Below are 24,242 nucleotides of genomic sequence, written 5' to 3' on the forward strand. Positions count from 1 at the left end.
AACGTCACCTATGCGTGAGAGAGGCGGCTCCTGGCTGAGGAAGGCGCCTGCCCACAGCAGACACAGGCAAAAGCGTCACGCGGCCTGCGACAGCGATTTATGCGCCTCGGCCAGGATTTCGAACGAGCGCACGCGTGCCGCATGGTCGAAGATCTGCGCGGTCACCATCAGCTCGTCTGCGCCAGTGCGGCGCACGAACGCGTCTATGCCTTGCCGGACGGTTTCGGGAGAGCCGACGACGGCGCAGGACAGCGCCTGCGAAATCATGGTTTTTGCCATCGGCTCGAGCGTCTGGTCATAGCCCTCGACCGGCGGCGGCAGGCGGCCGGCCCGCCCGGTGCGCAGATTGACGAAGGCCTGCTGCAACGAGGTGAACAGCAGTTTGGCCTCTCCATCGGTCGGTGCGGCGAAAACGTTGAGGCCGAGCATGACATAGGGCTTGTCCAGCTGTTCCGAAGGCTGGAAGCGCGAACGGTAGATCTCCAGCGCATGGTCGAGTTCGGCCGGCGCGAAATGCGAGGCAAACGCATAGGGCAGGCCGAGCATGGCGGCGAGCTGCGCGCCATAGAGGCTGGAACCGAGGATCCAGACCGGCACCTTCTGGCCTTCGCCGGGCACGGCGTGGATACGCTGGCCTTCCGCGGCCGGCTGGAAATAGCCCATCAGCTCGACGACATCCTGGGGGAAATTGTCTGACGCCTCGAGATTGCGGCGCAGCGCGCGCGCTGTTCCCATATCGGTGCCGGGCGCGCGGCCGAGGCCGAGGTCGATGCGGCCGGGGTGCAGTGCCGCCAGCGTGCCGAACTGCTCGGCAATCACCAGCGGCGCATGGTTGGGCAGCATGATGCCACCGGCGCCAACGCGGATGGTCTTGGTGCCGCCGGCGACATGGGCGATGACCACGGCGGTCGCCGCGCTGGCGATGCCCGGCATGTTGTGGTGCTCGGCCAGCCAGTAGCGCCTGTAGCCGAGCCGCTCGGCATGGCGGGCCAGGTCGAGCGAATTTGCCAGCGATTGCGAGGCGTCGCTGCCTTCGACGATCGGCGACAGGTCGAGAACGGAAAGTGCGGTCATGGGCCTCAAGCCTTTACGATGTTCAACTGCCTGACCCTGGTTTCGAAGGCGCGGTCGGGAATGACGATGTCGAGCTGGCACCAAGCAACGGGTCCAGATTCTCGAACGGGATCGCCTGCGGATGCTGGCGATGCAGCGCGCTCAGCGTGTCGAGCGACGCATCGATCGGACCGCGATAGCCGATGCGGTCGAAATAGGAATCGAGGTCGAAGGAGGCATCGTTCATCGCAGGGTCCGGCTTGACCGGCTCGATATAGGCACTCCGCCTGAAGACAACAAATGCGGGATGACGGACAGGCGCGGCAAGCTTATGGCGCGTCCTTTCCGTTCTCTTCGGCCGCTTCCTCCTCCACCACGGCCGTCTGCTGTGCGGCGAGAAAATTGCCGACATGGCTGAGGCCATCGAAATGATCGCAGAACACTTTGACGACGACCAGCAGCGGCACCGCCATCAGCGCGCCGACAAAGCCCCAAAGCCAAGACCAGAAGGCGATGGCGATGAAGATCGCCACGGCGTTGATCTCGAGGCGTCGGCCGACAACCATCGGCGTAACGAACTGGCCTTCGACGATGTCGCACAAAAGCACGAAGCCCGGCGCCAAAAGGGCGTAGGTGATCGAGTCGAAGCTGATCATCGCAATGACGCTGACCAGCACGATGGTGATCAGCGCGCCGACATAGGGCAGGAAGTTGAGCAGCGCCGCCATCGTTCCCCAGACGAGCGGGTTGGGCATGCCGAGCGCCCACAGGCCAAGGCCGATAACCGCGCCGAGACCGGCATTGATGACGGTGACGGTGAGCAGATAATGCGAGATTTCGCGCTCGACGTCATAGACGACGCGCAAGGCCCGCTTCTTCTCACTGAGGCTGGCGAAGGACTGGATGATCTTCTCATAGAACATCGTGCCTGACGCCAGCAGGAACAGCGACAGCACGAAGATGATGGTCAGGCTTGTCCCCGCCGACAGGACGTTGCTGGCGGCGGCCGACAGGACGCCGGACTGTGCCATCGCCACCTTCTGGATGCCCGGCTCCTGCGAGGTCTCCGTCATCTGTTCGATCTGATGCGAGATCTGCATGATCCTCTCGAGCGGACGCCGTAATTGCGCCAGCCGTTCGGTAAGTTGTTGGCCGATCGACGAGGTGTTGTTGAGAAGGTCGATGACCGGGCCGCTGAGCAGATAGCCGGCAACGCCGAAGACGCAGATCGACAGCACGACCAACATTGTCGCCGAAACCACTTCCGGAATGCCGCGCTTGCGCAGGAAGCGCACGATTGGTGTCAGCGTCAGCGTCAGCAGGAAGGCGAGGATGACCGGCATGAAGAAAGCACGCGCGAAATACAGCGCGTAGATGGCCATGAACAGGAAGATCCCGATGAGCAGCGAACGCATCAGATGCGTGTCGGCACGCGCCACAACTCTCGCCTCTTCGGTTTCGGCAAGGCCAGCACCCAAAGCGGCGGGTTCGGCTTTCATGATTTTCCCTCAGCGGCGCACCGCAATTGGTGCATTCCCCTGACGGAAACGCCTCTGCAAGCCCAAGGTTCCGTTAGCCGGCAAGGCCCTCAATCCGGGCCGCCCGTCGCTCAGGCGGCTGGCGCTGCGACGGCGACGCCGGGCTTGGCGGTCTCCTTGCGCACGATCGGCGCCACCTTGGTGCCGTACAGTTCGATCGCCTTCATGATCTTGGCGTGCGGCATGGCGCCGATCGCCATCTGCAGCAGGAAGCGGTCATTGTTGAAGATCTTGTGCTGGGCGACGATCTTTTCCGCCACCTGCTCCGGATTACCGACGAACAGCGCGCCGTTCGGACCACGCGACTGATCGAAATGCGCCCGCGAGGTCGGGCCCCAGCCGCGCTCGCGGCCGATGCGGTTCATCACTTCGGCCTGCGGGCCGTAGAAATCGTCGGCCGCCTGTTCAGTGGTCCCGGCGATGAAGCCGTGCACATTGATGCTGGTGGCAAGGCCCGAGGGGTCGGTACCGGCCCGCCTGGCGGCATCGCGATAAATGTCGAACAGCGGTGCAAACCGCGCCGGCTCACCGCCGATGATGGCCAGCGCCAGCGGCAGGCCGAGCACGCCCGCGCGCGCCGCAGATTGCGGCGTTCCACCTATTGCGATCCAGATCGGCAATTTGTCCTGCAGCGGCCGCGGATAGACGCCGCGGTCGTTGATGGGCGCGCGCAGATTGCCGGACCAGGTGACATTTACATTATCGCGGATGGCCAGCAGCAAATCGAGCTTTTCGGCGAACAGCTCGTCATAGTCCTCGAGATTGTAGCCGAACAGCGGGAAGGATTCGATGAACGAGCCGCGCCCGGCCATGATCTCGGCCCGGCCGTCCGACAAAAGGTCGAGCGTTGCGAACTGCTGGAAGACGCGCACCGGATCGTCGGAGGACAGCACGGTGACCGCGCTGGTCAGCTTGATGCGCTTGGTGCGTTCGGCGGCAGCGGCCAGCGCCACCACCGGCGCGGACGCGGCATAGTCGGGGCGGTGATGTTCGCCCAGACCAAAGACGTCGAGGCCGACCTGGTCGGCCAGCTCGACCTCCTCGATCAGATTGCGCAGTCGCTGATGCGGGCCGATCGCGCCGGGGCCGGGCTCCGGGCTGACGTCGGCGAAAGTGTAGAGACCGAGTTCCATGGCATGTCATCCAAATGTTCTGATTTGCCGCTAGAGGTAGCGGCGAGCCGCCCCGGCCGCCAGAGGGGCGGATGGTGAACAGTGCATGTCGGTTTCGGCCGGCTTTGTTTCAGGGAAAACGCGTCTCCCGGCTGCAACAGCATAAACTTTCATGGCTGGCATACCGTTTTGGCGCTTGAACTCTCGGTTTTCGCGCGTATGTAAGCGTCGCGAATTGACTTCAGGGAAGTGGACTTGGCTATCTACAGGGAAAAAGACATTTTCGAGCGGCGCAATGCCGCGAACGAGGCAAAGAAGGCGCTTCTGGAGCGCTTCAAGTCAAAGCCGGCGGCTGATGATCCTGCGGTTCTGGCCAAACAAGCCGAACGCAAGGCGATTCTTGAGGCTCGCGAGATACGCGAGGCCGAAAAGGCCAGGCTGAAGCAGGAAAAGCTGGCACGCGAGGCGGTCGAGAAGGCCGAGCGCGAGGCAGCAGCCGAAGCGGCGCGTATTGCGGCCGAAGAGGCAGCGCAGGCTGAAGCGAAGATCAAGGAAGCCGAAGAAAACGAGCGCATTGCCCGTTTGCTGGCCGACGAAGCCGAACGCAAGGCCAAGCGCGACGCACGCTATGCGGCCCGCAAGCAGCGTACCGGCAGGACGCCTCCGGGCTTCTCCGCCCGCTAACGCTTCGATCGAAACGATCGGACATCAGGGTCGCCTTCCAGCGGCCCTGAATGTGTTTGTGCGTCGATTTCCTTGGTTGCTTTGCTCAGGCGGCGAGCTTCAGCCCCATAATGCCGCAGACGATGAGCGCAATGCAGGCGAGCCGGATGGCCGTCGCCGGCTCGCCCAGCAGCCAGATGCCAAGCAGCGCCGTGCCGACCGTGCCGATGCCGGTCCACACCGCATAGGCCGTCCCGACAGGCAGCGTCTTGAGCGCCAGGCCGAGCAACCCGAGGCTGATGATCATCGAGGCGACAGTGAGCACCGTCGGCAGCGGCTTCGAGAAGCCGTCAGTGTATTTGAGGCCGATCGCCCAGCCGATTTCGAACAGACCAGCGAAGAACAGAAAAATCCACGACATCGGGATGCACTCCTTCCATGAGGATGGCGGGGCGTCCCGGCCGGACTTTTGAGAAAGGCGCGAGGTCGTCCTCGCCGCTTCGGTATAAGCGGCTGCGCCGGTGCGATCAACAAAAACACCGGCCGCATCGTTCATGCCGCCGGTGTCAAAATCTGCGCCGAAACGGTTGTCCGGATTTCAACCGTCCAAGATCTTCCGAGGCGGGCTTACTTTTCCTTGAGCCTCATCGCCTTGACGGGCGGCGCCTTGAGTGCCGGAGCCGCTGCGGGCTTCTTGGCGTCTTTTTTCGGCTTCCGAGCTTCCTTGCCCGCCTTCATCGCACCTTTAGCCATGATTCGCTCCTCCAGTTGCTGGGAGGCCAAGTGAAACAAGAGAAACGCCGGACTGCAAGGGGGCGGGCGTCTGTCGCCGGCGCCGTCGGGCCGCTTTCAACCGGTTTCTAATTTGCTCGTAAACCATTCCGGTCCGTGCCATGGTTGCCTTCGCACTGCAGCATCGGCCATGCCTTCGCCCGGCGATGATCAGGCAGTGCGGTCAGGACGACAATGCGAATCCGCATCGGCAGCGAGATGAGTTTCGATTTTCCGCAGGAAACGCCGCTCATCGCGATGCTCAACGTCCACTACTCCAGGGCCTCCGATCTCGAGCGCCCGGATTTCCTGACCTCCAGCCCGCCGGTGCCGATCCAGAGCTACCGCGACAGTTTCGGCAATTGGTGCAACCGTTTCGTCGCCCCGCCCGGGCGCTTCACCTTCGGCACCGATTCGGTAATCCGCGACCCCGGTACCTTCGAGATGGGCGACCTGATGGCCTGGCAGCATGAGGTTCGCGACCTGCCGTCGGACACATTGCTGTTCCTGTTGCCCAGCCGCTTTTGCGAGAGCGATCTGCTGGCCAGCGAAGCCTGGCGGCTGTTCGGGCATACGCCGCTCGGTATTGCCCGCGTCCAGGCGGTCTGTGATTTCGTCCACAACCACATCGTCTTCAGCTACGGCAATGCCCGACCGACGCGCACCGCGGCCGAAGCCTATCGCGAGCAAAGCGGCGTCTGCCGTGACTTTGCCCACCTCGCCGTCACCTTCTGCCGTGCGCTAAACATCCCGACCCGCTACTGCACCGGCTACATCAGCGACATCGGCCTGCCCAAACCTTGGGCGAGCATGGATTTCGCAGCCTGGATGGAGGTCTATCTCGGTGGCCGCTGGCATGTCTTTGACCCGCGCAACAATTCGCCACGCATCGGCCGCATCCTGATCGCGTCGGGTCGCGACGCCGCCGACGTGCCGCTGACCCACATCTTCGGACCGGGCACGCTGGCTGGTTTCAAGGTGTGGACGGACGAGATCATCGAATAGGGGCGTCTTTCCGCAAGCTGGCCTTCAACCTGAACGACCAGGCGATTCGTGCGTTGTGATGCCTGTGGAGCTCGGCGGCAGGCCGTTACATTGGGCGCCTTGGAGGGACAGCATGGCAGCGCATGGCGGGTCGAAGACGGTCATCTACGCGGCGCTCGCCGGTAATTTAGCTATTGCTATGACCAAATTCGTCGCCGCCTTCTTCACCGGCAGCTCGGCGATGCTGTCGGAAGGCGTGCACTCGCTGGTGGATACCGGCAATGGCGGGCTGCTGCTCTACGGCATGCACCGCGCCGCCCGTCCGCCGGACCGCACGCACCCGCTCGGCCATGGCCGCGAGCTGTATTTCTGGAGCTTCATTGTCGCCCTGCTCGTCTTTGCGCTCGGCGCTGGCGTGTCCTTCTATGAAGGCGTCGTCCACATCATGGCGCCTCAGCCGGTCGCCAATCCCAAAATCAACTACATTGTGCTGGGCCTCTCAATGCTGTTCGAGGGCAGCTCCTGGTACGTGGCGCTGAAGGAGTTCCGCCAGCAGAAGGGCAACCAAGGCTGGCTGCAGGCCGTGCAATCGAGCAAGGATCCGAGCGTCTACACGATCCTGTTCGAGGACAGCGCCGCCCTGCTCGGTCTGTTCGTCGCCTTCGCCGGCATATTGGCGGCCGAACTCCTCGACATGCCCGAGCTCGACGGCGTCGCCTCGATCGGCATCGCGATGATCCTCGGCGCCACCGCCATCTTTCTGGCGCGCGAAAGCAAGGGATTGCTCATCGGTGAGCCGGCCTCGCCGGAAGTGCAGGCCAAGGTGCTGGCCATCGCCCAGCAGGATCCGGCAGTGCAGCGGGCCAACGGCGTTCTCACCGTCCATCTCGGCCCGCAACAGATCGTCGCTGGGCTGAGCATCGAATTCGAGGACCATCTGACGGCGCCTGAGATCGAAGCCTGTGTCGAGCGCATCGAGGCGCTCTTGAAAAAAGAAATGCCGGAGATCACCAGACTGTTCGTCAAGCCGCAGACGACCGGAACCTGGGAGCACCGGCGCAAGCAGGTCGAGGCGGCGTCGGACTAGTTCTGGACCAGCAGTCCACCGTTGGCGCCATCGCCTGGTCCCGCTAAGATCACCCGACGGATTTCGGAGAATCAACGATGAAAATCGATGGTGGGTGCCATTGCGGCGCCATAACTTATGAAGCAGACGTCGACCCGGAAAAGACCTCTATCTGTCATTGCACCGACTGCCAGCAACTGACCGGTACCGCCTTTCGTGTCACTGTTCCCGCGCCTGAGGATCATTATAGGATCACAAAGGGCACACCGAAGGTTTATATCAAGACGGGATCGAGCGGCGCCAAGCGTGCCCAGGCGTTCTGCGGCGACTGCGGTTCCCATCTTTACGCAACGTCGGTTGGCGACGGGCCGAAGGTCTATGGGATCAGGGCGGGGACCGCGCGGCAACGCGAGGATCTCGTTCCGACCCAACAGAAATGGCACCGATCGGCCCTGCACTGGCTTCCGGAATTCGAGGGCGTAAGCATCGTAGAGGCGCAGTAGCACCTGCCTCCCGGTTAAACGCGGCCCAAACCAGCCAATAATGTGCTAGGCTAGCCATCAAACGGATGGCGGGGGATAGCAATGTCGGAAACGGACAAAGTGTTTGCCGGCTCGATTCCGGAAAACTACGACCATTACATGGTGCCGCTGATCTTCGAGCCGTTCGCCGCGGATTTGGCACGACGGGCAGCGTCCTTGTCGCCCGGCGCCGTCCTGGAAGTCGCCGCCGGTACCGGCGTTGTCACCCGCGCATTGGCTCCAAAACTGTCTCCCGGCGCAAGCTATGTCGTGACCGACCTCAACCAGCCTATGCTCGACTACGCGGCCTCGCGACAAGCTCCCGACAGTCGTATACAATGGCGTCAGGCGGATGCTCTGGCGCTGCCGTTCGAAGATGCGGCTTTCGATCTCGTTTGCTGTCAGTTCGGCGCGATGTTCTTTCCCGACCGAGCCGCCGGCTATCGCGAAGCAAAGCGGGTCCTGAAGACCGGCGGCCATTTCCTGTTCAACGTGTGGGATCGCATCGAAGAGAATGTATTCGCCAATGATGTGACGAATGCTCTTGCGGAGATTTTTCCGAACGATCCGCCCCGCTTTCTCGCCCGCACGCCGCACGGCTACAATGACATTGCATTGATCCGCGGCGAGTTGGAAGCCGCAGGTTTCTCCCGTGTGGTGATCGACACGAGGGCCGAACAAAGCCGTGCCTCCTCGCCGCGCCTTCCGGCGGTTGCCTATTGCCAGGGAACTCCGCTTCGCAACGAAATCGAGGCTAGAGGAAAACTGGAAGCCGCAACCGATCACGCCGCGTCCGTGATTGCAGCCAGACACGGCAGCGGCGAGGTTGCGGCCAAGATCCAGGCGCACGTGATCGTGGCTACGGTCTAATGCATGGCGCCCAGAAGTGTGCCGCGGTTCTGGGACAACGACATGCATCAAAACAAAGACTTTTAAAGCGCGTCGTATGAATCCGTTCAGCGCGACGCGCTTTAATCGTCGCCTTCGACGACACGTAGCCTGAGCTGCCCCGTCTTGGAATCCGCCACCCGCACTCCGGCTTCGGCCTTGGCGGGTCCGCCACCGCGCACTTCGGCTTCGCTTTCGCCAAACTCCAGCGCTTCGATCTTTTGGCCGCGCTTGGTCACCTTCGACGTCGACACCAGTATCTCGTCGATATCCTTGGCCGACTGGCCAAAATGCGTCTGCAACCGGCGCACGCGTTCGTCGACGCGCGCGACGTCTTCCATCAGCCGGATCACCTCGCCCTGGATCAGATGCGCCTGTTCGCGCATGCGGGCGTCCTTGAGGATGGCCTGGATGACCTGGATCGACAGCATCAAAAGCGACGGTGAGACGATGATGACACGCGCCCGGTGCGCCTTCTGGACCACGGCGTCGAAATTCTCGTGGATTTCGGCGAACACCGATTCCGACGGCACGAACATGAAGGCGGTGTCCTGCGTCTCGCCCTGGATCAGGTATTTTTCCGAGATATCGCGGACGTGAATTTCGATGTCGCGGCGGAAAGCCTGGGCCGCGATCTTCTGTTGTTCGGCGCCATCGGCGGCGCGGATGGCGTTCCAGGCTTCCAGCGGAAACTTGGCGTCGATGGCAAGCTGCGGCGCACCGTTCGGCATCCTGACCAGGCAGTCGGGACGGCTGCCGTTTGACAGCGTTGCCTGGAACTCGTAGGCGCCCATCGGAAGGCCGTCGGCGACGATCGCCTCCATGCGCGACTGGCCGAAGGCGCCGCGCGTCTGCTTGTTGGACAGGATCGCCTGCAATTGCACGACCTGGCCGGCCAGCGACTGAATGTTGCCTTGCGCGGTGTCGATGACCGCCAGCCGTTCCTGCAGTTTGGCGAGGCTCTCATGCGTCGATTTGGTCTGTTCGGTCATGGTTTGACCGAGCCTGCCGGTCATGGCGTCGAGGCGCTGGCCGATCGACTGGTTGAGTTCGGCCTGCCTTGCGCCGAACACGTCGGCGATGGCGCCCATGCGGCCCTGCATCTCGGCCTGGCTTTGCAAAATGCCGGCCATCCGCGCCTCGGCGTCGCGGGCGTGGTCGGCGGCTTCCGCCGCGGCGATGGTGCGCGCCTTGGCCGATCGCCACAGCGCCACGACAAGCGCCAGGAACAGGCCGAGAAACACCAGCGCGCCGAGGGCCAGTGCATGGCCGAGCGTGATCGTCGTGGCGCCAAGCCGGGCAACGGGTTCGGAAAGGATGGTGCTCAGGTCGTTCATCCCGCCAGCATAGCCGATTCGCAGACCTGGCACAGATCAAAACGTGAACGAGACCGATTCGCACCGGTTGACGCTTCTCCTGCGACGTTTTAGGTGAGGCGCCATGTCGATCAAGCCGCTCATCATCCTTCCCGATCCCATCCTGCGCCAGGTTTCCAAACCAGTCGAACGCGTCGACGCGCCTTTGCGCAAACTGGCCGACGACATGCTGGCGACGATGTATGATGCGCCGGGCATCGGTTTGGCCGCAATCCAGATCGGCGAGCCGCTGCGCATGCTGGTCATCGACCTCGCCAAGGAAGACGAGCCGCCGGCGCCGCATGTCTTCATCAATCCCGAAATCCTCGAAAGCGCCGACGCCCGCTCGGTCTACGAGGAAGGCTGCCTGTCGATCCCGGACTATTACGCCGAGGTCGAGCGTCCCGCCTCGGTGCGCGTGAAATATCTCGACCGCGACGGCAAGCTGCAGGAGATCGAGGCCGAAGGCCTGATGGCGACTTGCCTGCAGCACGAGATCGACCATCTCAACGGTGTGCTGTTCATCGACCACATCTCGAAGCTGAAGCGCGACATGGTGGTCAAGAAGTTCAAGAAGCTCGCCAAGGACAAGGCGCCGGGCAAGCTGGTGGGATAGGCCCTGCTTTCGGCGACTCGCACAAAATCCCGTCTCGACCCGCCCCTATTGAGAGACGCTTCCTTGCGTGATATCATTGATATCAGACTGGAGACTCAGATGGGCGATATGTTGATCAGAGATATTCCCGAGCCGTTGAAGCGTGAAATCGAGCATGCGGCACGCAAGGGCGGCCAAAGCCTCTCGATCAAGGCGATCGATCTGTTGCGAAAAGGCATGGTTGCGGAAAAAGAAGGCAAGGCCGAGCCTGGACTCACGGCTTGGGATGCGATTCGCGCTGCCTTCGCCTCGGAAAATGCAATCAGCGACGAATTTGCGCAGATGATGGATGAGATCGAAGCGGAACGGAAACGCGACTTTGGCCGCACCATTGAGAATTTCGAGTGATAATCCTCGATACCAATGTCGTCTCGGAAGCGAGCCGGCCCGCGCCCGATCCAAACGTCGCTAAGTGGTTTGGCAGACAGGACCTGCTCGACCTCTATCTCTGCGGTCCTGTTGTCATGGAGCAGTCCTTTGGAGCCGAAAGGTTTCTCAACAAGACCGGCTCGGACCGCCACGTCCGTGCACTTGACCACCTGGTTTCGAAGCAGTTTTCGGGACGTGTCGTCGAATTTGCCGGTCCCATTCCCCGTCTGGCGGGCAAGCTCCGGGCAATGCGGGAAACTATCGGCCGGCCGATCAGCCTTTCCGATGCCGTGATCGCTGCCATCTGCCTGTCGCACGACGCTATGCTGGCGACGCGCAATATTAAGGACTTCGAAGAGCTTGACCTCAAGATCGTAAACCCGTTTGAAGCAGACGCTTGAGCGGACCTGCCGCGCGCAGAACAGGATACTGGACGAAAAATGCCGCTTCGCGTCATCTTCATGGGCACGCCGGAGTTTTCGGTGCCGGTGCTGCGCGCGATTGCCGAGGCCGGGCACGAGATAGCAGCCGTCTACACCCAGCCGCCGCGCGCCGCGGGCCGCCGCGGGCTGGAGCTGACACCGTCGCCGGTGCAGCGCGAGGCTGAGCGGCTGGGCATCGAAGTGCGCACGCCGCTGTCGCTGAAGGGCGAGGCCGAGCAAGCTGCTTTCTATGCGTTGCGTGCCGATGTCGCGGTCGTCGTCGCGTATGGTTTGCTGTTGCCGAAGGGTATTTTGGAGGCTCCGCGCCTCGGCTGCCTCAACGGCCACGCCTCGCTTTTGCCGCGTTGGCGTGGTGCAGCTCCCATCCAGCGCGCCATTATGGCCGGCGACGTCGAAACCGGCATGATGGTGATGCGCATGGAAGAGGGCCTGGACACCGGTCCGGTGGCACTGGTTGAAAAATGCGCCATAGAGCCCGACATGACCGCCGGCGATCTGCACGACCGCTTGATGAATATTGCTGCCACGCTGATGGTGGAAGCGCTGTCCCGATTGGAGACAAATACCCTGGCATCGACTTTGCAGGCGGCTGACAGGGTGACCTACGCCAGGAAAATCGATAAGTCGGAGACACGTGTGGACTGGACGCGCCCGGCTGCGGAGGTCCACAATCACATTCGCGGGCTGTCGCCATTCCCGGGCGCCTGGTGCGAGGCCGACATCGGCGGCCGCACGGAACGGCTGAAACTGCTTCGCTCGACGCTTTCTGAAGGTACGCTTTCTGAAAGCATGGGCGAGTCGGGAGGAATTCTCGATGACCGGCTGACGGTCGCCTGCGGGTCGGGCGCGGTCAGGCTGGTCGAAGTTCAACGGGCGGGCGGAAAGCCTGCTGCCGCGCAGGAGTTTCTGCGCGGGGCCAAGATCGAAAAAGGAATGAAGTTCTCATGAGCATGATGTCGATACGCGGCGCGACGCCGCGGGACCGCGAGGCTATACGCCTGGTCGAGGAACACGCATTCGGCCAGCAGGCGGAGGCCGGGCTGGTCGACGCTCTGGTCACCGGCGGCGACGCCGTTGTCGAACTGGTGGCGGAAGAAGACGGCCAGGTGGTCGGCCACATCCTGTTTTCCAGGCTGTTCGTTCAGAACGGCGGCAAGCAGTTTGCAGCCGTGGCGCTGGCGCCGTTGGCGGTGGAACCTTCGTTCCACGGCTCGGGCATTGGCGGTGCGCTGATCCGCGAGGCGCATATCCGCCTCAGGGATGCCGGCGAGACGCTCGCCGTTGTGTTGGGCGATCCGGCCTATTACGGCCGCTTCGGCTACAATCATGCGCGGGCCGAAAAGTTCGAGAGCGAATATCAGGGCGAAGCGCTGCAGGCGCTGGCCTGGGGTGACGCACCCGAAAAAGGCAAACTGGTCTACGCCCAGGCCTTTACCGCACTCGCCGCCTGAACGAAGGGTGTATGCCGCGTTTTCGTCTCGATATCGAATATGACGGCAGCCTCTTCGCCGGCTGGCAACACCAGGCGGATCAGCCTTCGGTGCAGCAGGCGATAGAGCAGGCGATCGAGAAATTCTGCGGTGAGGCGGTGCGGATACGCGCCGCCGGCCGCACCGACGCCGGGGTGCATGCGACCGCCCAGGTGGCGCATGTCGACCTCGCCAAGGCATGGCCAAACGACAAGGTGCGCGACGCCGTCAACGCGCACCTGCAGGCGGCGGGCGCGCGCATCGCCATCCTGCAGGCGACGGTTGTCCCCAATGAGTTCGACGCCCGTTTCTCGGCCCGCGGACGGCACTATCTCTACCGCATCCTCAACCGGCGCGCGCCTGCAGCGATGGAAAAGGGCAAGGTCTGGTGGGTGCCGAAGCGGCTCGATGCGGACGCCATGCACGAAGCGGCGAAAGTCCTGCTCGGCCGACATGACTTTACCACCTTCCGCTCGACGCAATGCCAGGCCAACAGTCCGGTGCGGACGCTGGAGCTGCTCGATGTAAGCCGCCAGGGCGACCTGATCGAAGTCAGGGCCTCGGCGCGCTCTTTCCTGCACAACCAGGTGCGCTCCATGGTCGGTTCGCTGAAACGCGTCGGCGACGGCGGCTGGACCGCCGCCGACCTCAAGGCCGCGCTCGCTGCACAAGACCGCGCCGCCTGCGGCCAGGTGGCGCCGCCCGACGGGCTTTTTCTCGTCGGTGTAGACTATCCGGAAAAGTTCTAGGCCGGAGCGGCGGTCGGCACAGTGATGCCGAGCAGCGCCACCAGGCCGAACAACACGGCCAGAGACACCACCAACATGCCTGCGAACACGGCGCTGCCGACAGCCGCGCCCTTGCCGATCGCGGCGTTGGTCATCCGCCAGGAGAGTACCAGCGAAAGCACCACCAGAACCAGCCACACCAATTCGGCAACCGGGTTGCCGGACGGCAGGAAAAGCCTGATCAGCGCTGAAGGCAGCAGCATCCAGGCGGTGATCGCCGACGCCCAGTTGCTGGCGACGACATAGTGGACGAAGCGGTCGCCAATGCCGGCGCGCGATGCGACCAGGGCAAGCACAAACAGGGGCAGCAGCCACGAGCCGAGGTCGACGGTCGCCAGGCGAACCAACATGCCCAGCCGACCGGCGAACGCATTGGGATCGCCGATCTCGTTGGCCGTGCCGACCCAGCCGACGATCATCGCCGGCGCGGCGACGACGATGGCGAAGAAGGAATTCCAGAAGCCGTCCGCCGAAAGGTCGAGCAGCCGCAAGCCGTCGGCCTTTCCGAGCATCAGCCGCCAGGCGCCGTTAAGCGATGAAGAGGTCTCGTCAACCGAAAGCATGATCAGCCCTGCTCGAACCAGTCATCGATGAAGCGCTGGTAGATTTGGGTCAGCGTCTCGAGGTCGGCCAGTGCGACGCGCTCGTCGACCATGTGCATGGTCTTGCCGACGAGGCCGAACTCGACCACCGGGCAATAGTCCTTGATGAAACGCGCATCCGAGGTTCCGCCCGAGGTGGACAGCGCCGGCTCCTTGCCGACCGTCGCCTTGATCGAGCCGCGCAGCGTCTCGATCAGCTTGTCGTCGCGCGTCAGGAAGACATGGCTCGGCCGGTCGCGCCAGATCAGCTCGTAGTCGACCGGCGTCTTGCCGGTCCGGTATTTCTTGCGCTTCGCCGCCTGGTCGAGGCGGTTATGGATCTCGGCCTGCACCGTCTCGGCAGTCCATGTGTCGTTGAAGCGGATGTTGAAGGTGGCTGTCGCCTTGGCCGGAATAACATTGGTCGCCGGGTTGCCGACATCGATCGAGGTCACTTCCAGATTGGTCGGCTGAAAATCCTTCGTGCCCTTGTCGAAGACGGGCGACAGCAAGGCGTCGACCAGGCTGATCAGGCCGCGCACCGGATTGTCGGCGAGCAATGGATAGGCGACATGGCCCTGGCGGCCGTTGACCGTGACACTGCCAGACATCGAGCCACGCCGGCCGATCTTGATCATGTCGCCGAGCGTGTCCGGATTGGTCGGCTCGCCAACGATCGCGGCGTCCCATCTCTCGCCCTTGGCCGCCGCCCAGTCGAGCAGTTTTGTCGTCCCGTTGATCGCCGGCCCCTCCTCGTCGCCGGTAATCAGCAGCGAGACCGAGCCTTTCGGACCACCCTTTTTCTCGACATGGCGCGCCACGGCGGCGATGAAACAGGCGATGCCGCCCTTCATGTCGACGGCGCCGCGGCCATACATCTCGCCCTTGGCGATCTCGGCGGCGAAGGGCGGATGCGTCCACGACGCCTCGTCGCCCGCCGGCACCACGTCGGTATGGCCGGCAAACATCAGATGCGGCCCATTGCCGGAGCGACGCGCGTAGAGGTTCTCGATGTCGGGGGTGCCGTCTTCGGAAAACACCGGGCGTTCGACGGAAAAGCCGAGCGGCTTCAGCATGCCTTCCAGGGCAGCCAGCGCGCCGCCCTCGGCGGGCGTTACGGAGGCGCAGCGTATGAGGGTCGCGAGGTTGGCGGCGGGATCGGTCGGCAGTTTCATGGGCAAAGCGATAGTCGAAAGCGAAAGGCCTGTCACGGCCAGAGATGATGACCGGTCCTGCCGCCGACATTATGGTTTTCCTGTCGTATAGTGCAGGCCAACACGAGATAATCGCATGGCCAACGCCGAAAAGACCATCGTCATTGCCGGCGCCGGCAGCATAGGCTGCTATGTCGGCGGCTGCCTGGCGCTGGCCGGACGCAAGGTGGTGTTTTTGGCGCGGCCAAGCATCGCGACGGTCTTGCTGGACGGCGGCCTGCGCATCACCGATCTCGATAATCGCGACCGATCCATCCGGCCGGAGTCCGTCACCACCGATCCCGCCGCTGCCCTGGCCAGTGCCGACGTGGTGCTGGTGACGGTCAAGAACGGCGCTACCGAGGAGATGGCGTCGCTTGTTGCCGGACATGCGCGCGGCGAAGTCGTGGTGGTCAGCCTCCAGAACGGCGTCGGCAATGCCGACCGGTTACGCGCCGGGCTCGGTGGACGGACTGTGCTCGCCGGCATGGTGCCGTTCAATGTCGTCCAGTCGGCCATAGGCAATTTGCCGCTTCACGTGCATCGCGCCAGCAACGGCAAGGTCATGATCGAAGATGGCGTGACCGGCCTTGCCGGCCTTCTCGATGTCGAAGGGCTTGGCGTGGAAACCCATCCCGACATGAAAGCCGTTCAGTGGGGCAAGCTGCTGATCAACCTCAACAACGCGCTTGTCGCCTTGTCCGGCCTGCCGCTGGCGAGCGAACTTGCCGACCGCCGCTGGCGGCGGATCCTGGCCGGTCAGATCGACGAGGCCTTGGCGGCGATGAAGGCGTTACATATCGCGCCGGCGCGGATCGGCGGCTTGCGTCCCGGCCTGCTGCCGAAGCTGCTCCGGCTGCCGGACTGGCTGTTCCGGCTGGTCGCCCGCCGCATGCTCGCCATCGACCCGCAGGCGCGCTCGTCGATGTGGGACGACCTCCAGCGCGGTCGGCCGACCGAGATCGGTGACCTGCAGGGGGCCGTCCTGAGCCTCGCCGAAAAGGCCGGCACGCCGGCGCCTCTGCTGAAGCGGGTCACCGCGCTGGTGCGGCAGGCCGAGCGGGAAACGCGCGGCTCACCCGGGCTGACGCCGGAAGCCGTCACTGGATAGTCTACTTGCCGCGAGCCTCGGGCCTTGGCCCGCATAGCCCGAAAACAGGCGCGTGGGCCCGCCGCGTCACAGCTTTGGTGCGCGCCTCGGAGCCGGCGCTTTGCTCGCCGGGCCTGGCGCCGGCACGGGCTGCGCCGCCGGGTGGTTCTCGATCAGCGTGATCTTCTGCCAGATCTTGCGCGACAGGTTGGACGCCAGGTTCTCGACGTCGTTGACGCCGTCGATGACCACATCGTCATTGACGGACTGCGCAAACAGCGCCGCGATCTTGCCGGTGATCGACAGCATTTCCGAGCAATAGTCGAGGTAGCGCGCCAGGTCGGCGGCATTGGTGATGCGAGCCGGCGAATGCGCGGTCGGCCTGAAATTGGCGGACAATGCTGCCGGATCCTTGGTCAGCTGGTGCATGTCGATGACATGGATCAGCGATCTCAACCCATGCAGCTGGCGAAACACCCGCTTGCGCTTGATGCGCTCCTCGGTGCGGATCAGCGCCAGCAGGCCGAGCACGGCAAGGATCATCATGTTGATCGTGGCTTCGATGCCTTGCACCGACTGCACCGCATCGTCGGCCTGCGAGATATGGATGAGCGGCAGGATGGTGCCGACGAATAGGAAGGTCAGCGCGCCGGCGGCAACAGCGGCGACGATGGCGCCGCGCAGCCACCAGATCGGCGCTTCCAGCGCCTGCGCCGCCTTGGCCAGGTCGCGCGACAGCGACACCAGTTCGGCGGCGACGCCGCGCAGGCCGGCATCGGGAAAACGCTCGGCGACGCGCTCTTCCAGCCGCTCGGCGGTGTCGATGATCAGTTTCGGATCAAGCGTGCGGTAGCGCATGGCGAGATATCCGGTCGGCGCTCATGGTTCAGCCGGCGCGTTGCTGCGTTTGCCGTAGCGGTTCGGACCGGGGTCACCGCGGAAACACGCTAGAACGATGAGAAGAATGGGGCCGATGATAAGAGAGATCAACGCGTAATAAGTCGGCTTGCCGAAATCATGAAACCGCTTTGCGGTTACCGCAAAGCTCGACCATGTCGAGATCAGCAAAACGACCCAGAACACAAGTGCCCAGTTCTGGCTGGTTGCGGTGCCGGGTTCCAGTCTCGACAACTGGTAGAGCGGGAAAAACTGTGCAAGCACCAGCAGCAGCCCGGCGAGCACGTAGGCACTTGGGCTGACGCGCCCTGAGAGGCTGAAGAAAAGCCAGGGAAGTGGTGGTGTGTTGGGCAATCTGGAGCGCTCTGGTTGCTCGGACAGGATCAATCACGCAGCAGTTCGTTGATCGAGGTTTTCGACCGGGTCTTGGCATCGACGCGCTTGACGATGACGGCGCAGTAGAGGCCAGGGCCCGGCTCGTTGTTCGGAAAGGCCTTGCCCGGCATCGAGCCGGCGACGACGACCGAATTCGGCGGCACCTCGCCATAAAACACTTCGCCGGTGGCGCGGTCGACGATCTTGGTCGACTGGCCGATGAACACACCCATTCCGAGCACCGAGCCTTCGCGCACGATGCAGCCCTCGACCACTTCGGAGCGCGCGCCGATGAAGCAATTGTCCTCGATGATGGTCGGGCCGGCCTGCATCGGCTCCAGCACCCCGCCGATGCCGACGCCGCCCGAGAGGTGCACATTCTTGCCGATCTGGGCGCAGGAGCCGACCGAGGCCCAGGTGTCGACCATGGTGCCGCTGTCAACATAGGCGCCGACATTGACGAAGGACGGCATCAGCACCGCGCCCGGCGCGACATAGGCAGAACGGCGCACGATCGAAGACGGCACGGCGCGGAAGCCTGCCTTCTCGAAGTCGACCGCGCTCCAGCCGTCGAACTTCGACGCCACCTTGTCCCACCAGACCGCCTGCCCGGGGCCGCCCTTGATGATCTCCATCGGATAGAGCCGGAAGGAGAGCAGCACCGCCTTCTTCAGCCACTGGTTGACATGCCATTTGCCATCCGGCTGGCGCTCGGCGACCCGCACGGTGCCACGGTCGAGCAGGTCGAGTGAGGACTGGATGGCGTCGCGCGTTTCGCCACGGGTCGCGGTCGAAATCGTGTCGCGCTCCTCGAAGGCCTTCTCGATGGTCTTTTCGAGGCTGGCCAGATCAGGCTTCGACATGAATTCGCTCCGTTACCACGCTGTTAAGGCCGTCGGCCTTAACCTTGTTTTGAAAGTCGCGCGGACCCTATGTTAAGGCGTATTGGGGGTCAATCGCGGGTGCGCCATGGGACGGCGCAAGTGAACTGTTGGGACGGGTAGAAAGCATATGACTCCTATGGAAAAGGCGGGATGGACGCCGCTGCCGCATTCGGACGAGGATCTGGAGCGCTCGAAAAGCGTGCCCGACACGCCGCAGACTCGCGCCGAAACCTACCGGCTGGCCTGGAACGATCCCGACTTCATGACGCGCCGGGAATTGCGCGCTGTGCGCTTGCAGCTTGAGCTCTTGAAGCCCGAAATGATCCTGGCCGAGCGCGGCATCCGCTCGACGGTCATCCTGTTCGGCGGCGCGCGTATTCCCGAGCCCGGCGGCGAGGCCTGGGCCGCCAAGAACGAGACGCAGAAGAAAAACCTCGAGGAAAACAGCAAATACTACGAGGAGGCGCGCAAATTCGCCCGCCTCTGCTCACGGCAATCGGCCACGTCCTACTACCGCGAATTCGTCGTCGTCACCGGTGGCGGCCCAGGCGTGATGGAGGCGGGAAATCGCGGCGCCGACGATGTCGGCGCGCCGTCGATCGGCCTCAACATCGTCCTGCCACACGAGCAGGCGCCGAACGCCTATGTGACCCCGGAGCTGTGCTTCAACTTCCACTATTTCGCCATCCGCAAGATGCATTTCGTCATGCGCGCCAAGGCCGTCGCGGTGTTTCCGGGCGGCTTCGGCACCATGGACGAATTCTTCGAGACGCTGACGCTGATCCAGACCGGCCGCATGGAGCGCGTGCCGGTGATCCTGTTCGGCAAGGCGTTCTGGCAGCGCGCGATCGACCTCGATTTCCTGGCCGAACAAGGCACCATCACGCCCGGCGACCAGGATATCATCGACTTTGTCGACACCGCCGACGAGGCCTGGGGGATCATCAGCCGCTTCTACAAGTTGGGGGAGTAGGGGAACCGGGAATTGAAGAACTGAAGAATTGAGGAAAAGGAGGTCCGGATCGGTCTCCCTTTCACCAGTTCTTCAATTCTTCAGCTCCTCAATTCCTCTACCCCCTCCACTATCCCCGTCAGAAACGTCGCGAGATCGTCGGTGACGAAATCGACGTCGTCCTCATTGGCCGGATCGCGCTCCCAGATCTCGGCAAAGGTCGGCTCGAAATTGCGCGGCACCACCAGCACCGTGGTCATGCCCAGTGATTTCGGCACCTCGAGGTTGCGGGCGAGATCCTCGAACATCACCGCATTGTGTCCGGTGACGGCGTGCAGTTCGGCAAACTTCTCATAGGTCTGCCGCGACGGCTTCGGCGTCAGCCCGGCGGCGACGATATCGAAAATGTCGTCGAAATGGTCGAGTATGCCGAGCTGGCGCGCGGTGCGCTCGGCGTGCCTGCGGTCGCCATTGGTGAAGATGAACTTGCGGCCGGGCAGCTGGCGGATAGCGGTGCCCAGCACCGGATCCGGCACCAGCCACGAATAGTCGATATCATGCACCTTTTCGAGAAAGTCGTCGGGGTCGATGCCGTGACGCGTCATCAGCCCGTTCAGCGTCGTGCCATATTCCTGATAGAGTTCCTTCTGCAGCTTGCGCGCTTCCTCGCGCGGCAGCGTGAGCAGTTCTCCGACATAGGCCGTCATCTTGACGTCGATCTGCGAAAACAGATTCGAATGGTGCGGATAAAGCGTGTTGTCGAGGTCGAACACCCAGTCGGTGACATGGGCGAAGCGGGCGGGATCGGGCAGCGTGGTCATGGCGTCCTTATGGCATGAAATATCTGCCGTTCGAACCCCTTTCTGATGTAGAGCTTATCCACAACCTATGTGCATCTAGAGTTGTAAAAATGGGCTCACCATTCAAATTTTAGCCATCACGGAAAGGTGGCCTTCAGGGCTTGCTGGCACAGAGACGGTTCAGTGGGAGCCAGCGATGAGTCGCATAGTCTTAAAGTCCGCCGCGGTCGCATTCGGCTCGGTAGCCATCTCGCTTTTGCTGACGCTGATCATCGTTCCCGCCATGGGTTTTCCGGTCGACCGCACTGTCTGGCTGACATCGACGGTGTGCCCGCTGGCGCTCGCCTGGATCGCCTGCGCCAGCACCTTCTGGCAGAGCGACCGACTGAAAAACGCGCATCGCGATCTCGCCCGCGCGCATGCCCAGCTCGCCGCCGCGCATCGGCGCCTGTCGGCGAAGGCGAGCCGCGACGACATGACCGGCATGCTCAACCGCGAGAGCTTCTTTGCCGCGTTGGACGGCTCGCGGCGCAAATCCGATCGCGGCGCGCTGCTGATCATCGACGCCGACCATTTCAAGGCGATCAACGACAGTTTCGGCCATCTGACCGGCGATGACGCACTGGTGTTGATCGCCAGCGCCATCGAGCGCGGCGTCCGCAGCGGCGACGTGCTCGGCCGCATTGGCGGTGAGGAGTTCGGCGCCTTCCTGGTCGGCGCTACGGAAGCCGAAGCCCGGCGCGTGGCCGAGCGCATCCGCCGTGAAGTCGAGCTGGTCCGCTTTCGTCCGGTCGACGAGCGCACGGTGCCGCTGACCGTCTCGATCGGCGGCATCACCTGTGCGCAAGATGCCGATGTCTCGGACCTGATGCGCGCCGCCGACCGCCGGCTCTACGAGGCCAAGCACCGCGGCCGCAATTTGTCGATCCTAGACCGGGATATTTCCGAAGCTGCCTGAGGTGTTGGTGGTGGGGCTGTTAACGGTTCGCCGACATTGTTTCCACGCAACTGCGCCGTTTACCGGGTTGTAACTCGTTTACACGCAAGGCTTGGCACGGGAATGGCATGTCTGGCCGGTACGTGTGCCGTTCAGGGAACGCTATGCGTGGATCGAAGCCCCCATCCAGAGACGTGTCATGAGTTTGTTCATCAGGAAAATATCGCGCCGCACCATCGTGCAGGCGCTGATTGCGATGCCGGCGCTACAGCTTTTTCGCAAGCTGCCTGACAGCGACCGCCCCCCGGCCGATCCCGACGAGATCGTCGTGGTCAATGGCTGGATCCTGAAGCGGAGCGACCTGGCATGATCTTCGACAGCTATGAGGCGTTTCGAGCCTCGGATTTCAAGCCCAAGGTCTGCATTCTCGGCTCCGGGCCGGCCGGCACCACCATTGCCAGAAAGCTCGGCGCCGCCGGCATTCCGGTCGTGGTGCTGGAGGCCGGCGCACGCGAATTCAGCGACGAGTCGCAGGATTTCTACCGCGGCTCCACGGTCGGCGATCAATATTTCGATCTCGACATCACCCGGCTGCGCTTCATGGGCGGGTCGTCGAACCACTGGGCCGGCTGGTGCCGCGTGCTCGACAAGCAGGACTTTGAGCCCAAGGCATGGGCGCCGGACACCGGCTGGCCAATCGCCCGGACCGACATCGAGCCCTATCTGTCCGAGGTGCACGACATACTCGAGCTTCCCGACTTCAAGCCCGATGTGCCGATTTCAGACGACATACGCTGGGTGCAGCTGATCAAGAGCCCGGCCGTGCGCTTTGGCGAGAAATTCTCCGACGAGCTCGACAAGAGCAAGAACATAGCGCTCGTCCTCAACACCTATGCCACCGAACTTGCCGGCGACGGCAAGCGAGTGACCGGCGCCAGGCTGTGGTCGAACGGCAAGGATGCCGGCGCCTTCAGCGCCGATTATTTCATCGTCTGCGCCGGCGGGCTGGAGAATTCGCGGCTGCTTCTATGGTCGAACCAGCGCTCGAATGGCGGCGCGGTGCCGAACGCCACGGCACTTGGCCGCTACTGGATGGAGCACCCGACCTTCGAGGGCGGCAATGCCATCCTGGCCGATTACAGCGAGTTCGAGGTCGATGCCGTCAACGAGGCGTTCTTCTCGCCGACGCTCGCCGCCATGGAGCGGCTGCAGATCATGAATTTCGGCATACGCCTGATCGAGACGCCCTATGCCGGCGTCAAGAGCCTGATTGCCGACCTTGCCTGCACCGCGCCCGAGGCCGCCGAATGGGTCGCCTACCAGCTCAGCCAGAACCTGCGCTGCGCCGCCCAGCTCTACGTCGCCTGGGAACAGGCGCCGCTGGCCTCGAACCATATCGAATTGTCGAAGACCGATGTCGACCGTGCCGGCGTGCCGCGCATCGAGCTGCACTGGAAGAAGTCGCCGTTGGAGCGCCGCACCATCCTCGAGGGGCTCAAGTTGTTCGGAACGACGCTGATCGAGAAGGACCTCGGCCGCGTCCGCATCATGGACTGGCTGACCAATGGCGAGGACTACCCGACGGATGAGGAACTGGCCGGCCACCACCACATGGGCGGCACGCGCATGGGCACCGATGTCGTCAAGAGCGTGGTCGACGCCAACTGCAAGGTGCACGGCATGGATAATCTCTATGTCGGTGGTTCCTCGGTATTCTGCACCTCTGGCGAATGCAATCCAACGACGACGATCACAGCGCTTGCCTGCCGGCTAGGCGACCATCTGACCAAAGTGATCACGGTGTGACGAAGTCATCCACGATGTGACGAAGTCATTACCGTCTGATTGTCAAAAAAGGGAACGGCGCGACAGGATTGCTGCCGGCGCTACCCATGCCTTGGTGTCGAAACCCTCGGAAATCAGCGCCAACGAGATCTCCGTCCTCCTTTGTGGGGAGGGATTAAGGGTGGGGGTAGGTGCCGCGCAAACCCTTCAGGATTTGCTAAACCGTCGCTGGATCCAGCGCCGGCTGCCCCTTGCGGCGGGCGACGATCGCCTTGAAATCGGCGGTCCGGAACGCATCGCGCAACACGTCGAAGGACGGCAGCACGAAATAGGCGCGCTGGAACTTGTCGATCTCGTAGCCGGTGCGCATCACCGTTTCGAGGTCGAAGGGCACGTGGTGCGCGTCCGGGCTCGCGACGGCGAACTGCAATTCGGTGAACGACGACATCAGCCCGGCGCCGAAAGCTTTCCGCTTCTGGCCCTCCTCCTGTATCAGCCCGTATTCGGCGGTGTACCAGTAGAGCCGGGTGATCATCTCGTCACCGCCCAGTGCAATCACGCTCTCGGCCTTTTCGCCATACATCTGCATGAAGTCGGCAAACACCGGCTGTGTCAGGATGGGCACATGGCCGAAGAAGTCGTGGAACATGTCGGGTTCGACGATGTAGTCGAGCTCGTCCTTGGTGCGCAGCCAGTTGGTCACCGGAAAGCGCCGGTTGGCGAGATGGTCGAAGAAGGGCGCGGCCGGGATGAGGCCAGGCACGGCGACGATTTCCCAGCCGGTCAGCTTGCGCAGCTTGTCTGAGACCGCGCCGAAATCCGGGATCTTGTCGAGCAGGCCGAGTGCGGCGACGCCATCGAGATAGGAATGGTGCGCCAGCTTCTGCGTCAGCTTGGTCTGCCGGTCGCACAGCGTGCGCCACACCGCCTGTTCGTCGGCGCTGTAATCATAGCCCTGCGCCACGGTGAAATCGGAACGGCACACTGAATAGTCGCCACGCAGGCCTTGCGCCGCGCAATCACGGGCATATTCGGCAACGCTCATCGTCGTCATGGTTCTTCTCCCCTGATCG

General features: G+C 63.1%; 30 protein-coding genes. 16 read left to right on the forward strand and 14 right to left on the reverse strand.

Translation table 11 applies throughout. The annotated features are described in order from the left end of the window. Nucleotides 1-75 precede the first annotated feature (75 nt). The 4 genes from ACYG9V_RS05065 to ACYG9V_RS05080 form a co-directional block, all read right to left on the reverse strand. The gene (locus tag ACYG9V_RS05065; protein ID WP_023673201.1) at nucleotides 76-1,074 is read right to left on the reverse strand and encodes an LLM class flavin-dependent oxidoreductase; all 999 of its coding nucleotides are present in this window, start codon (nucleotides 1,072-1,074) and stop codon (nucleotides 76-78) included. Nucleotides 1,075-1,096: 22 nt separating this feature from the next. Further along, complete coding sequence (locus ACYG9V_RS05070) at nucleotides 1,097-1,300, reverse strand: arylamine N-acetyltransferase (protein WP_023681323.1); 204 nt, start codon at nucleotides 1,298-1,300, stop codon at nucleotides 1,097-1,099. Nucleotides 1,301-1,382: 82 nt separating this feature from the next. Further along, on the reverse strand, nucleotides 1,383-2,552 hold the full coding sequence (locus tag ACYG9V_RS05075) for an AI-2E family transporter (protein WP_352764751.1): 1,170 nt from the start codon (nucleotides 2,550-2,552) through the stop codon (nucleotides 1,383-1,385). A gap of 110 nt (nucleotides 2,553-2,662) precedes the next feature. After that, nucleotides 2,663-3,724 carry an LLM class flavin-dependent oxidoreductase gene (locus tag ACYG9V_RS05080; RefSeq protein WP_023673204.1) on the reverse strand — a complete coding sequence of 354 codons (1,062 nt, stop codon included), beginning with the start codon at nucleotides 3,722-3,724 and terminating at the stop codon, nucleotides 2,663-2,665. A gap of 234 nt (nucleotides 3,725-3,958) precedes the next feature. Between ACYG9V_RS05080 and ACYG9V_RS05085 the strand changes: the two genes are divergently transcribed. Beyond that, nucleotides 3,959-4,387 (forward strand): DUF6481 family protein, encoded by a 429-nt coding sequence (locus tag ACYG9V_RS05085; protein WP_023673205.1) that lies wholly within the window; start codon nucleotides 3,959-3,961, stop codon nucleotides 4,385-4,387. Between the two features lie 85 nt (nucleotides 4,388-4,472). Here ACYG9V_RS05085 and sugE read toward each other — a convergent pair whose 3' ends face one another. Both sugE and ACYG9V_RS05095 read right to left on the reverse strand, forming a co-directional pair. Continuing rightward, nucleotides 4,473-4,787: a quaternary ammonium compound efflux SMR transporter SugE gene (gene sugE / locus ACYG9V_RS05090; protein ID WP_023681326.1), complete on the reverse strand. Its 315-nt coding sequence runs from the start codon at nucleotides 4,785-4,787 to the stop codon at nucleotides 4,473-4,475. Between the two features lie 206 nt (nucleotides 4,788-4,993). Next, complete coding sequence (locus ACYG9V_RS05095) at nucleotides 4,994-5,119, reverse strand: hypothetical protein (protein WP_006200611.1); 126 nt, start codon at nucleotides 5,117-5,119, stop codon at nucleotides 4,994-4,996. 213 nt (nucleotides 5,120-5,332) lie between these two features. Between ACYG9V_RS05095 and ACYG9V_RS05100 the strand changes: the two genes are divergently transcribed. From ACYG9V_RS05100 to ACYG9V_RS05115, 4 genes are all read left to right on the forward strand, one after another. Further along, entirely contained in the window at nucleotides 5,333-6,142 is an 810-nt protein-coding gene (locus tag ACYG9V_RS05100; protein ID WP_023673208.1) for a transglutaminase-like domain-containing protein, read from the forward strand. Nucleotides 6,143-6,254: 112 nt separating this feature from the next. Beyond that, entirely contained in the window at nucleotides 6,255-7,208 is a 954-nt protein-coding gene (locus ACYG9V_RS05105) for a cation diffusion facilitator family transporter (protein WP_023696044.1), read from the forward strand. A gap of 77 nt (nucleotides 7,209-7,285) precedes the next feature. After that, nucleotides 7,286-7,690: a GFA family protein gene (locus ACYG9V_RS05110; protein WP_023673210.1), complete on the forward strand. Its 405-nt coding sequence runs from the start codon at nucleotides 7,286-7,288 to the stop codon at nucleotides 7,688-7,690. An 81-nt stretch (nucleotides 7,691-7,771) separates the two neighbouring features. Beyond that, nucleotides 7,772-8,578 carry a class I SAM-dependent methyltransferase gene (locus tag ACYG9V_RS05115; protein ID WP_023673211.1) on the forward strand — a complete coding sequence of 269 codons (807 nt, stop codon included), beginning with the start codon at nucleotides 7,772-7,774 and terminating at the stop codon, nucleotides 8,576-8,578. Between the two features lie 101 nt (nucleotides 8,579-8,679). On the opposite strand, the gene ACYG9V_RS05120 is transcribed toward ACYG9V_RS05115, so the two are convergent. Then, the gene (locus tag ACYG9V_RS05120; RefSeq protein WP_023692996.1) at nucleotides 8,680-9,933 is read right to left on the reverse strand and encodes a DNA recombination protein RmuC; all 1,254 of its coding nucleotides are present in this window, start codon (nucleotides 9,931-9,933) and stop codon (nucleotides 8,680-8,682) included. A 103-nt stretch (nucleotides 9,934-10,036) separates the two neighbouring features. On the opposite strand from ACYG9V_RS05120, the gene def reads away from it, so the two are divergent. The 6 genes from def to truA all read left to right on the forward strand — a co-directional run bounded on the left by def (nucleotide 10,037) and on the right by truA (nucleotide 13,636). Then, nucleotides 10,037-10,567: a peptide deformylase gene (def, locus tag ACYG9V_RS05125; RefSeq protein WP_023673213.1), complete on the forward strand. Its 531-nt coding sequence runs from the start codon at nucleotides 10,037-10,039 to the stop codon at nucleotides 10,565-10,567. Nucleotides 10,568-10,666: 99 nt separating this feature from the next. Beyond that, entirely contained in the window at nucleotides 10,667-10,954 is a 288-nt protein-coding gene (locus tag ACYG9V_RS05130; protein ID WP_023696043.1) for a hypothetical protein, read from the forward strand. Further along, nucleotides 10,951-11,376, forward strand: coding sequence for a type II toxin-antitoxin system VapC family toxin (locus ACYG9V_RS05135; protein WP_352638569.1), 426 nt, complete (start codon nucleotides 10,951-10,953; stop codon nucleotides 11,374-11,376). Before ACYG9V_RS05130 ends, ACYG9V_RS05135 begins: the two co-directional genes overlap by 4 nt. Nucleotides 11,377-11,415: 39 nt before the next feature. Beyond that, nucleotides 11,416-12,366: a methionyl-tRNA formyltransferase gene (gene fmt, locus ACYG9V_RS05140; protein ID WP_023696041.1), complete on the forward strand. Its 951-nt coding sequence runs from the start codon at nucleotides 11,416-11,418 to the stop codon at nucleotides 12,364-12,366. Beyond that, nucleotides 12,363-12,869 (forward strand): GNAT family N-acetyltransferase, encoded by a 507-nt coding sequence (locus ACYG9V_RS05145; protein ID WP_023728813.1) that lies wholly within the window; start codon nucleotides 12,363-12,365, stop codon nucleotides 12,867-12,869. Before fmt ends, ACYG9V_RS05145 begins: the two co-directional genes overlap by 4 nt. 11 nt (nucleotides 12,870-12,880) lie before the next feature. Next, entirely contained in the window at nucleotides 12,881-13,636 is a 756-nt protein-coding gene (gene truA / locus ACYG9V_RS05150; protein WP_023696039.1) for a tRNA pseudouridine(38-40) synthase TruA, read from the forward strand. Here the strand turns inward: truA and ACYG9V_RS05155 are convergent. Continuing rightward, entirely contained in the window at nucleotides 13,633-14,238 is a 606-nt protein-coding gene (locus ACYG9V_RS05155) for a hypothetical protein (protein ID WP_023696038.1), read from the reverse strand. The two genes, truA and ACYG9V_RS05155, sit on opposite strands and share 4 nt — an antisense overlap. 2 nt (nucleotides 14,239-14,240) lie before the next feature. Continuing rightward, the gene (dapE, locus tag ACYG9V_RS05160; RefSeq protein ID WP_023696037.1) at nucleotides 14,241-15,431 is read right to left on the reverse strand and encodes a succinyl-diaminopimelate desuccinylase; all 1,191 of its coding nucleotides are present in this window, start codon (nucleotides 15,429-15,431) and stop codon (nucleotides 14,241-14,243) included. 115 nt (nucleotides 15,432-15,546) lie between these two features. Here dapE and ACYG9V_RS05165 point away from each other — a divergent pair, with 115 nt between their 5' ends. Next, nucleotides 15,547-16,560 carry a 2-dehydropantoate 2-reductase gene (locus tag ACYG9V_RS05165; protein ID WP_023703797.1) on the forward strand — a complete coding sequence of 338 codons (1,014 nt, stop codon included), beginning with the start codon at nucleotides 15,547-15,549 and terminating at the stop codon, nucleotides 16,558-16,560. A 66-nt stretch (nucleotides 16,561-16,626) separates the two neighbouring features. Here ACYG9V_RS05165 and ACYG9V_RS05170 read toward each other — a convergent pair whose 3' ends face one another. Genes ACYG9V_RS05170 through dapD form a run of 3 tightly spaced genes read right to left on the reverse strand, consistent with a single transcriptional unit; the run spans nucleotide 16,627 to nucleotide 18,674 of the window. Continuing rightward, nucleotides 16,627-17,397, reverse strand: coding sequence for a hypothetical protein (locus tag ACYG9V_RS05170; protein ID WP_023703796.1), 771 nt, complete (start codon nucleotides 17,395-17,397; stop codon nucleotides 16,627-16,629). 21 nt (nucleotides 17,398-17,418) lie between these two features. Then, a complete protein-coding gene (locus ACYG9V_RS05175; RefSeq protein WP_081725464.1) occupies nucleotides 17,419-17,823 on the reverse strand; it encodes a DUF805 domain-containing protein in 405 nt (134 codons plus the stop codon). Then, nucleotides 17,820-18,674 (reverse strand): 2,3,4,5-tetrahydropyridine-2,6-dicarboxylate N-succinyltransferase, encoded by an 855-nt coding sequence (dapD, locus tag ACYG9V_RS05180; RefSeq protein ID WP_023696035.1) that lies wholly within the window; start codon nucleotides 18,672-18,674, stop codon nucleotides 17,820-17,822. The genes ACYG9V_RS05175 and dapD overlap by 4 nt, the downstream gene beginning before the upstream one ends. Before the next feature lie 148 nt (nucleotides 18,675-18,822). Between dapD and ACYG9V_RS05185 the strand changes: the two genes are divergently transcribed. Then, nucleotides 18,823-19,668: an LOG family protein gene (locus tag ACYG9V_RS05185; RefSeq protein WP_352764755.1), complete on the forward strand. Its 846-nt coding sequence runs from the start codon at nucleotides 18,823-18,825 to the stop codon at nucleotides 19,666-19,668. A gap of 80 nt (nucleotides 19,669-19,748) precedes the next feature. Here the strand turns inward: ACYG9V_RS05185 and ACYG9V_RS05190 are convergent, their stop codons facing one another. After that, entirely contained in the window at nucleotides 19,749-20,468 is a 720-nt protein-coding gene (locus ACYG9V_RS05190; protein ID WP_023681344.1) for a pyrimidine 5'-nucleotidase, read from the reverse strand. A gap of 175 nt (nucleotides 20,469-20,643) precedes the next feature. Between ACYG9V_RS05190 and ACYG9V_RS05195 the strand changes: the two genes are divergently transcribed. The 3 genes from ACYG9V_RS05195 to ACYG9V_RS05205 all read left to right on the forward strand — a co-directional run bounded on the left by ACYG9V_RS05195 (nucleotide 20,644) and on the right by ACYG9V_RS05205 (nucleotide 23,190). Beyond that, nucleotides 20,644-21,405: a GGDEF domain-containing protein gene (locus ACYG9V_RS05195; protein ID WP_023681345.1), complete on the forward strand. Its 762-nt coding sequence runs from the start codon at nucleotides 20,644-20,646 to the stop codon at nucleotides 21,403-21,405. 178 nt (nucleotides 21,406-21,583) lie between these two features. After that, entirely contained in the window at nucleotides 21,584-21,754 is a 171-nt protein-coding gene (locus tag ACYG9V_RS05200; protein WP_197031281.1) for a hypothetical protein, read from the forward strand. Further along, nucleotides 21,751-23,190: a GMC family oxidoreductase gene (locus ACYG9V_RS05205; RefSeq protein WP_352669644.1), complete on the forward strand. Its 1,440-nt coding sequence runs from the start codon at nucleotides 21,751-21,753 to the stop codon at nucleotides 23,188-23,190. The genes ACYG9V_RS05200 and ACYG9V_RS05205 overlap by 4 nt, the downstream gene beginning before the upstream one ends. A gap of 196 nt (nucleotides 23,191-23,386) precedes the next feature. Here ACYG9V_RS05205 and phhA read toward each other — a convergent pair whose 3' ends face one another. Next, nucleotides 23,387-24,223 carry a phenylalanine 4-monooxygenase gene (phhA, locus tag ACYG9V_RS05210; protein ID WP_352764758.1) on the reverse strand — a complete coding sequence of 279 codons (837 nt, stop codon included), beginning with the start codon at nucleotides 24,221-24,223 and terminating at the stop codon, nucleotides 23,387-23,389. Nucleotides 24,224-24,242: the final 19 nt, after the last annotated feature.

This window comes from Mesorhizobium sp. W016 (genome assembly GCF_054719485.1).

Bases quoted from the DNA above. Each gene is read 5' to 3' on its own strand.
- ACYG9V_RS05065 (WP_023673201.1), bottom strand. From the start codon at position 1,074: ATGACCGCACTTTCCGTTCTCGACCTGTCGCCGATCGTCGAAGGCAGC.
- ACYG9V_RS05155 (WP_023696038.1), bottom strand. From the start codon at position 14,238: ATGCTTTCGGTTGACGAGACCTCTTCATCGCTTAACGGCGCCTGGCGG.
- ACYG9V_RS05145 (WP_023728813.1), top strand. From the start codon at position 12,363: ATGAGCATGATGTCGATACGCGGCGCGACGCCGCGGGACCGCGAGGCT.
- phhA (WP_352764758.1), bottom strand. From the start codon at position 24,223: ATGACGACGATGAGCGTTGCCGAATATGCCCGTGATTGCGCGGCGCAA.
- ACYG9V_RS05205 (WP_352669644.1), top strand. From the start codon at position 21,751: ATGATCTTCGACAGCTATGAGGCGTTTCGAGCCTCGGATTTCAAGCCC.
- dapE (WP_023696037.1), bottom strand. From the start codon at position 15,431: ATGAAACTGCCGACCGATCCCGCCGCCAACCTCGCGACCCTCATACGC.
- ACYG9V_RS05075 (WP_352764751.1), bottom strand. From the start codon at position 2,552: ATGAAAGCCGAACCCGCCGCTTTGGGTGCTGGCCTTGCCGAAACCGAA.
- dapD (WP_023696035.1), bottom strand. From the start codon at position 18,674: ATGTCGAAGCCTGATCTGGCCAGCCTCGAAAAGACCATCGAGAAGGCC.
- truA (WP_023696039.1), top strand. From the start codon at position 12,881: ATGCCGCGTTTTCGTCTCGATATCGAATATGACGGCAGCCTCTTCGCC.
- sugE (WP_023681326.1), bottom strand. From the start codon at position 4,787: ATGTCGTGGATTTTTCTGTTCTTCGCTGGTCTGTTCGAAATCGGCTGG.
- ACYG9V_RS05195 (WP_023681345.1), top strand. From the start codon at position 20,644: ATGAGTCGCATAGTCTTAAAGTCCGCCGCGGTCGCATTCGGCTCGGTA.
- fmt (WP_023696041.1), top strand. From the start codon at position 11,416: ATGCCGCTTCGCGTCATCTTCATGGGCACGCCGGAGTTTTCGGTGCCG.
- ACYG9V_RS05080 (WP_023673204.1), bottom strand. From the start codon at position 3,724: ATGGAACTCGGTCTCTACACTTTCGCCGACGTCAGCCCGGAGCCCGGC.
- ACYG9V_RS05110 (WP_023673210.1), top strand. From the start codon at position 7,286: ATGAAAATCGATGGTGGGTGCCATTGCGGCGCCATAACTTATGAAGCA.
- ACYG9V_RS05100 (WP_023673208.1), top strand. From the start codon at position 5,333: ATGCGAATCCGCATCGGCAGCGAGATGAGTTTCGATTTTCCGCAGGAA.
- ACYG9V_RS05165 (WP_023703797.1), top strand. From the start codon at position 15,547: ATGGCCAACGCCGAAAAGACCATCGTCATTGCCGGCGCCGGCAGCATA.
- ACYG9V_RS05130 (WP_023696043.1), top strand. From the start codon at position 10,667: ATGGGCGATATGTTGATCAGAGATATTCCCGAGCCGTTGAAGCGTGAA.
- ACYG9V_RS05105 (WP_023696044.1), top strand. From the start codon at position 6,255: ATGGCAGCGCATGGCGGGTCGAAGACGGTCATCTACGCGGCGCTCGCC.
- ACYG9V_RS05185 (WP_352764755.1), top strand. From the start codon at position 18,823: ATGACTCCTATGGAAAAGGCGGGATGGACGCCGCTGCCGCATTCGGAC.
- def (WP_023673213.1), top strand. From the start codon at position 10,037: ATGTCGATCAAGCCGCTCATCATCCTTCCCGATCCCATCCTGCGCCAG.
- ACYG9V_RS05095 (WP_006200611.1), bottom strand. From the start codon at position 5,119: ATGGCTAAAGGTGCGATGAAGGCGGGCAAGGAAGCTCGGAAGCCGAAA.
- ACYG9V_RS05200 (WP_197031281.1), top strand. From the start codon at position 21,584: ATGAGTTTGTTCATCAGGAAAATATCGCGCCGCACCATCGTGCAGGCG.
- ACYG9V_RS05070 (WP_023681323.1), bottom strand. From the start codon at position 1,300: ATGAACGATGCCTCCTTCGACCTCGATTCCTATTTCGACCGCATCGGC.
- ACYG9V_RS05120 (WP_023692996.1), bottom strand. From the start codon at position 9,933: ATGAACGACCTGAGCACCATCCTTTCCGAACCCGTTGCCCGGCTTGGC.
- ACYG9V_RS05170 (WP_023703796.1), bottom strand. From the start codon at position 17,397: ATGCGCTACCGCACGCTTGATCCGAAACTGATCATCGACACCGCCGAG.
- ACYG9V_RS05190 (WP_023681344.1), bottom strand. From the start codon at position 20,468: ATGACCACGCTGCCCGATCCCGCCCGCTTCGCCCATGTCACCGACTGG.
- ACYG9V_RS05115 (WP_023673211.1), top strand. From the start codon at position 7,772: ATGTCGGAAACGGACAAAGTGTTTGCCGGCTCGATTCCGGAAAACTAC.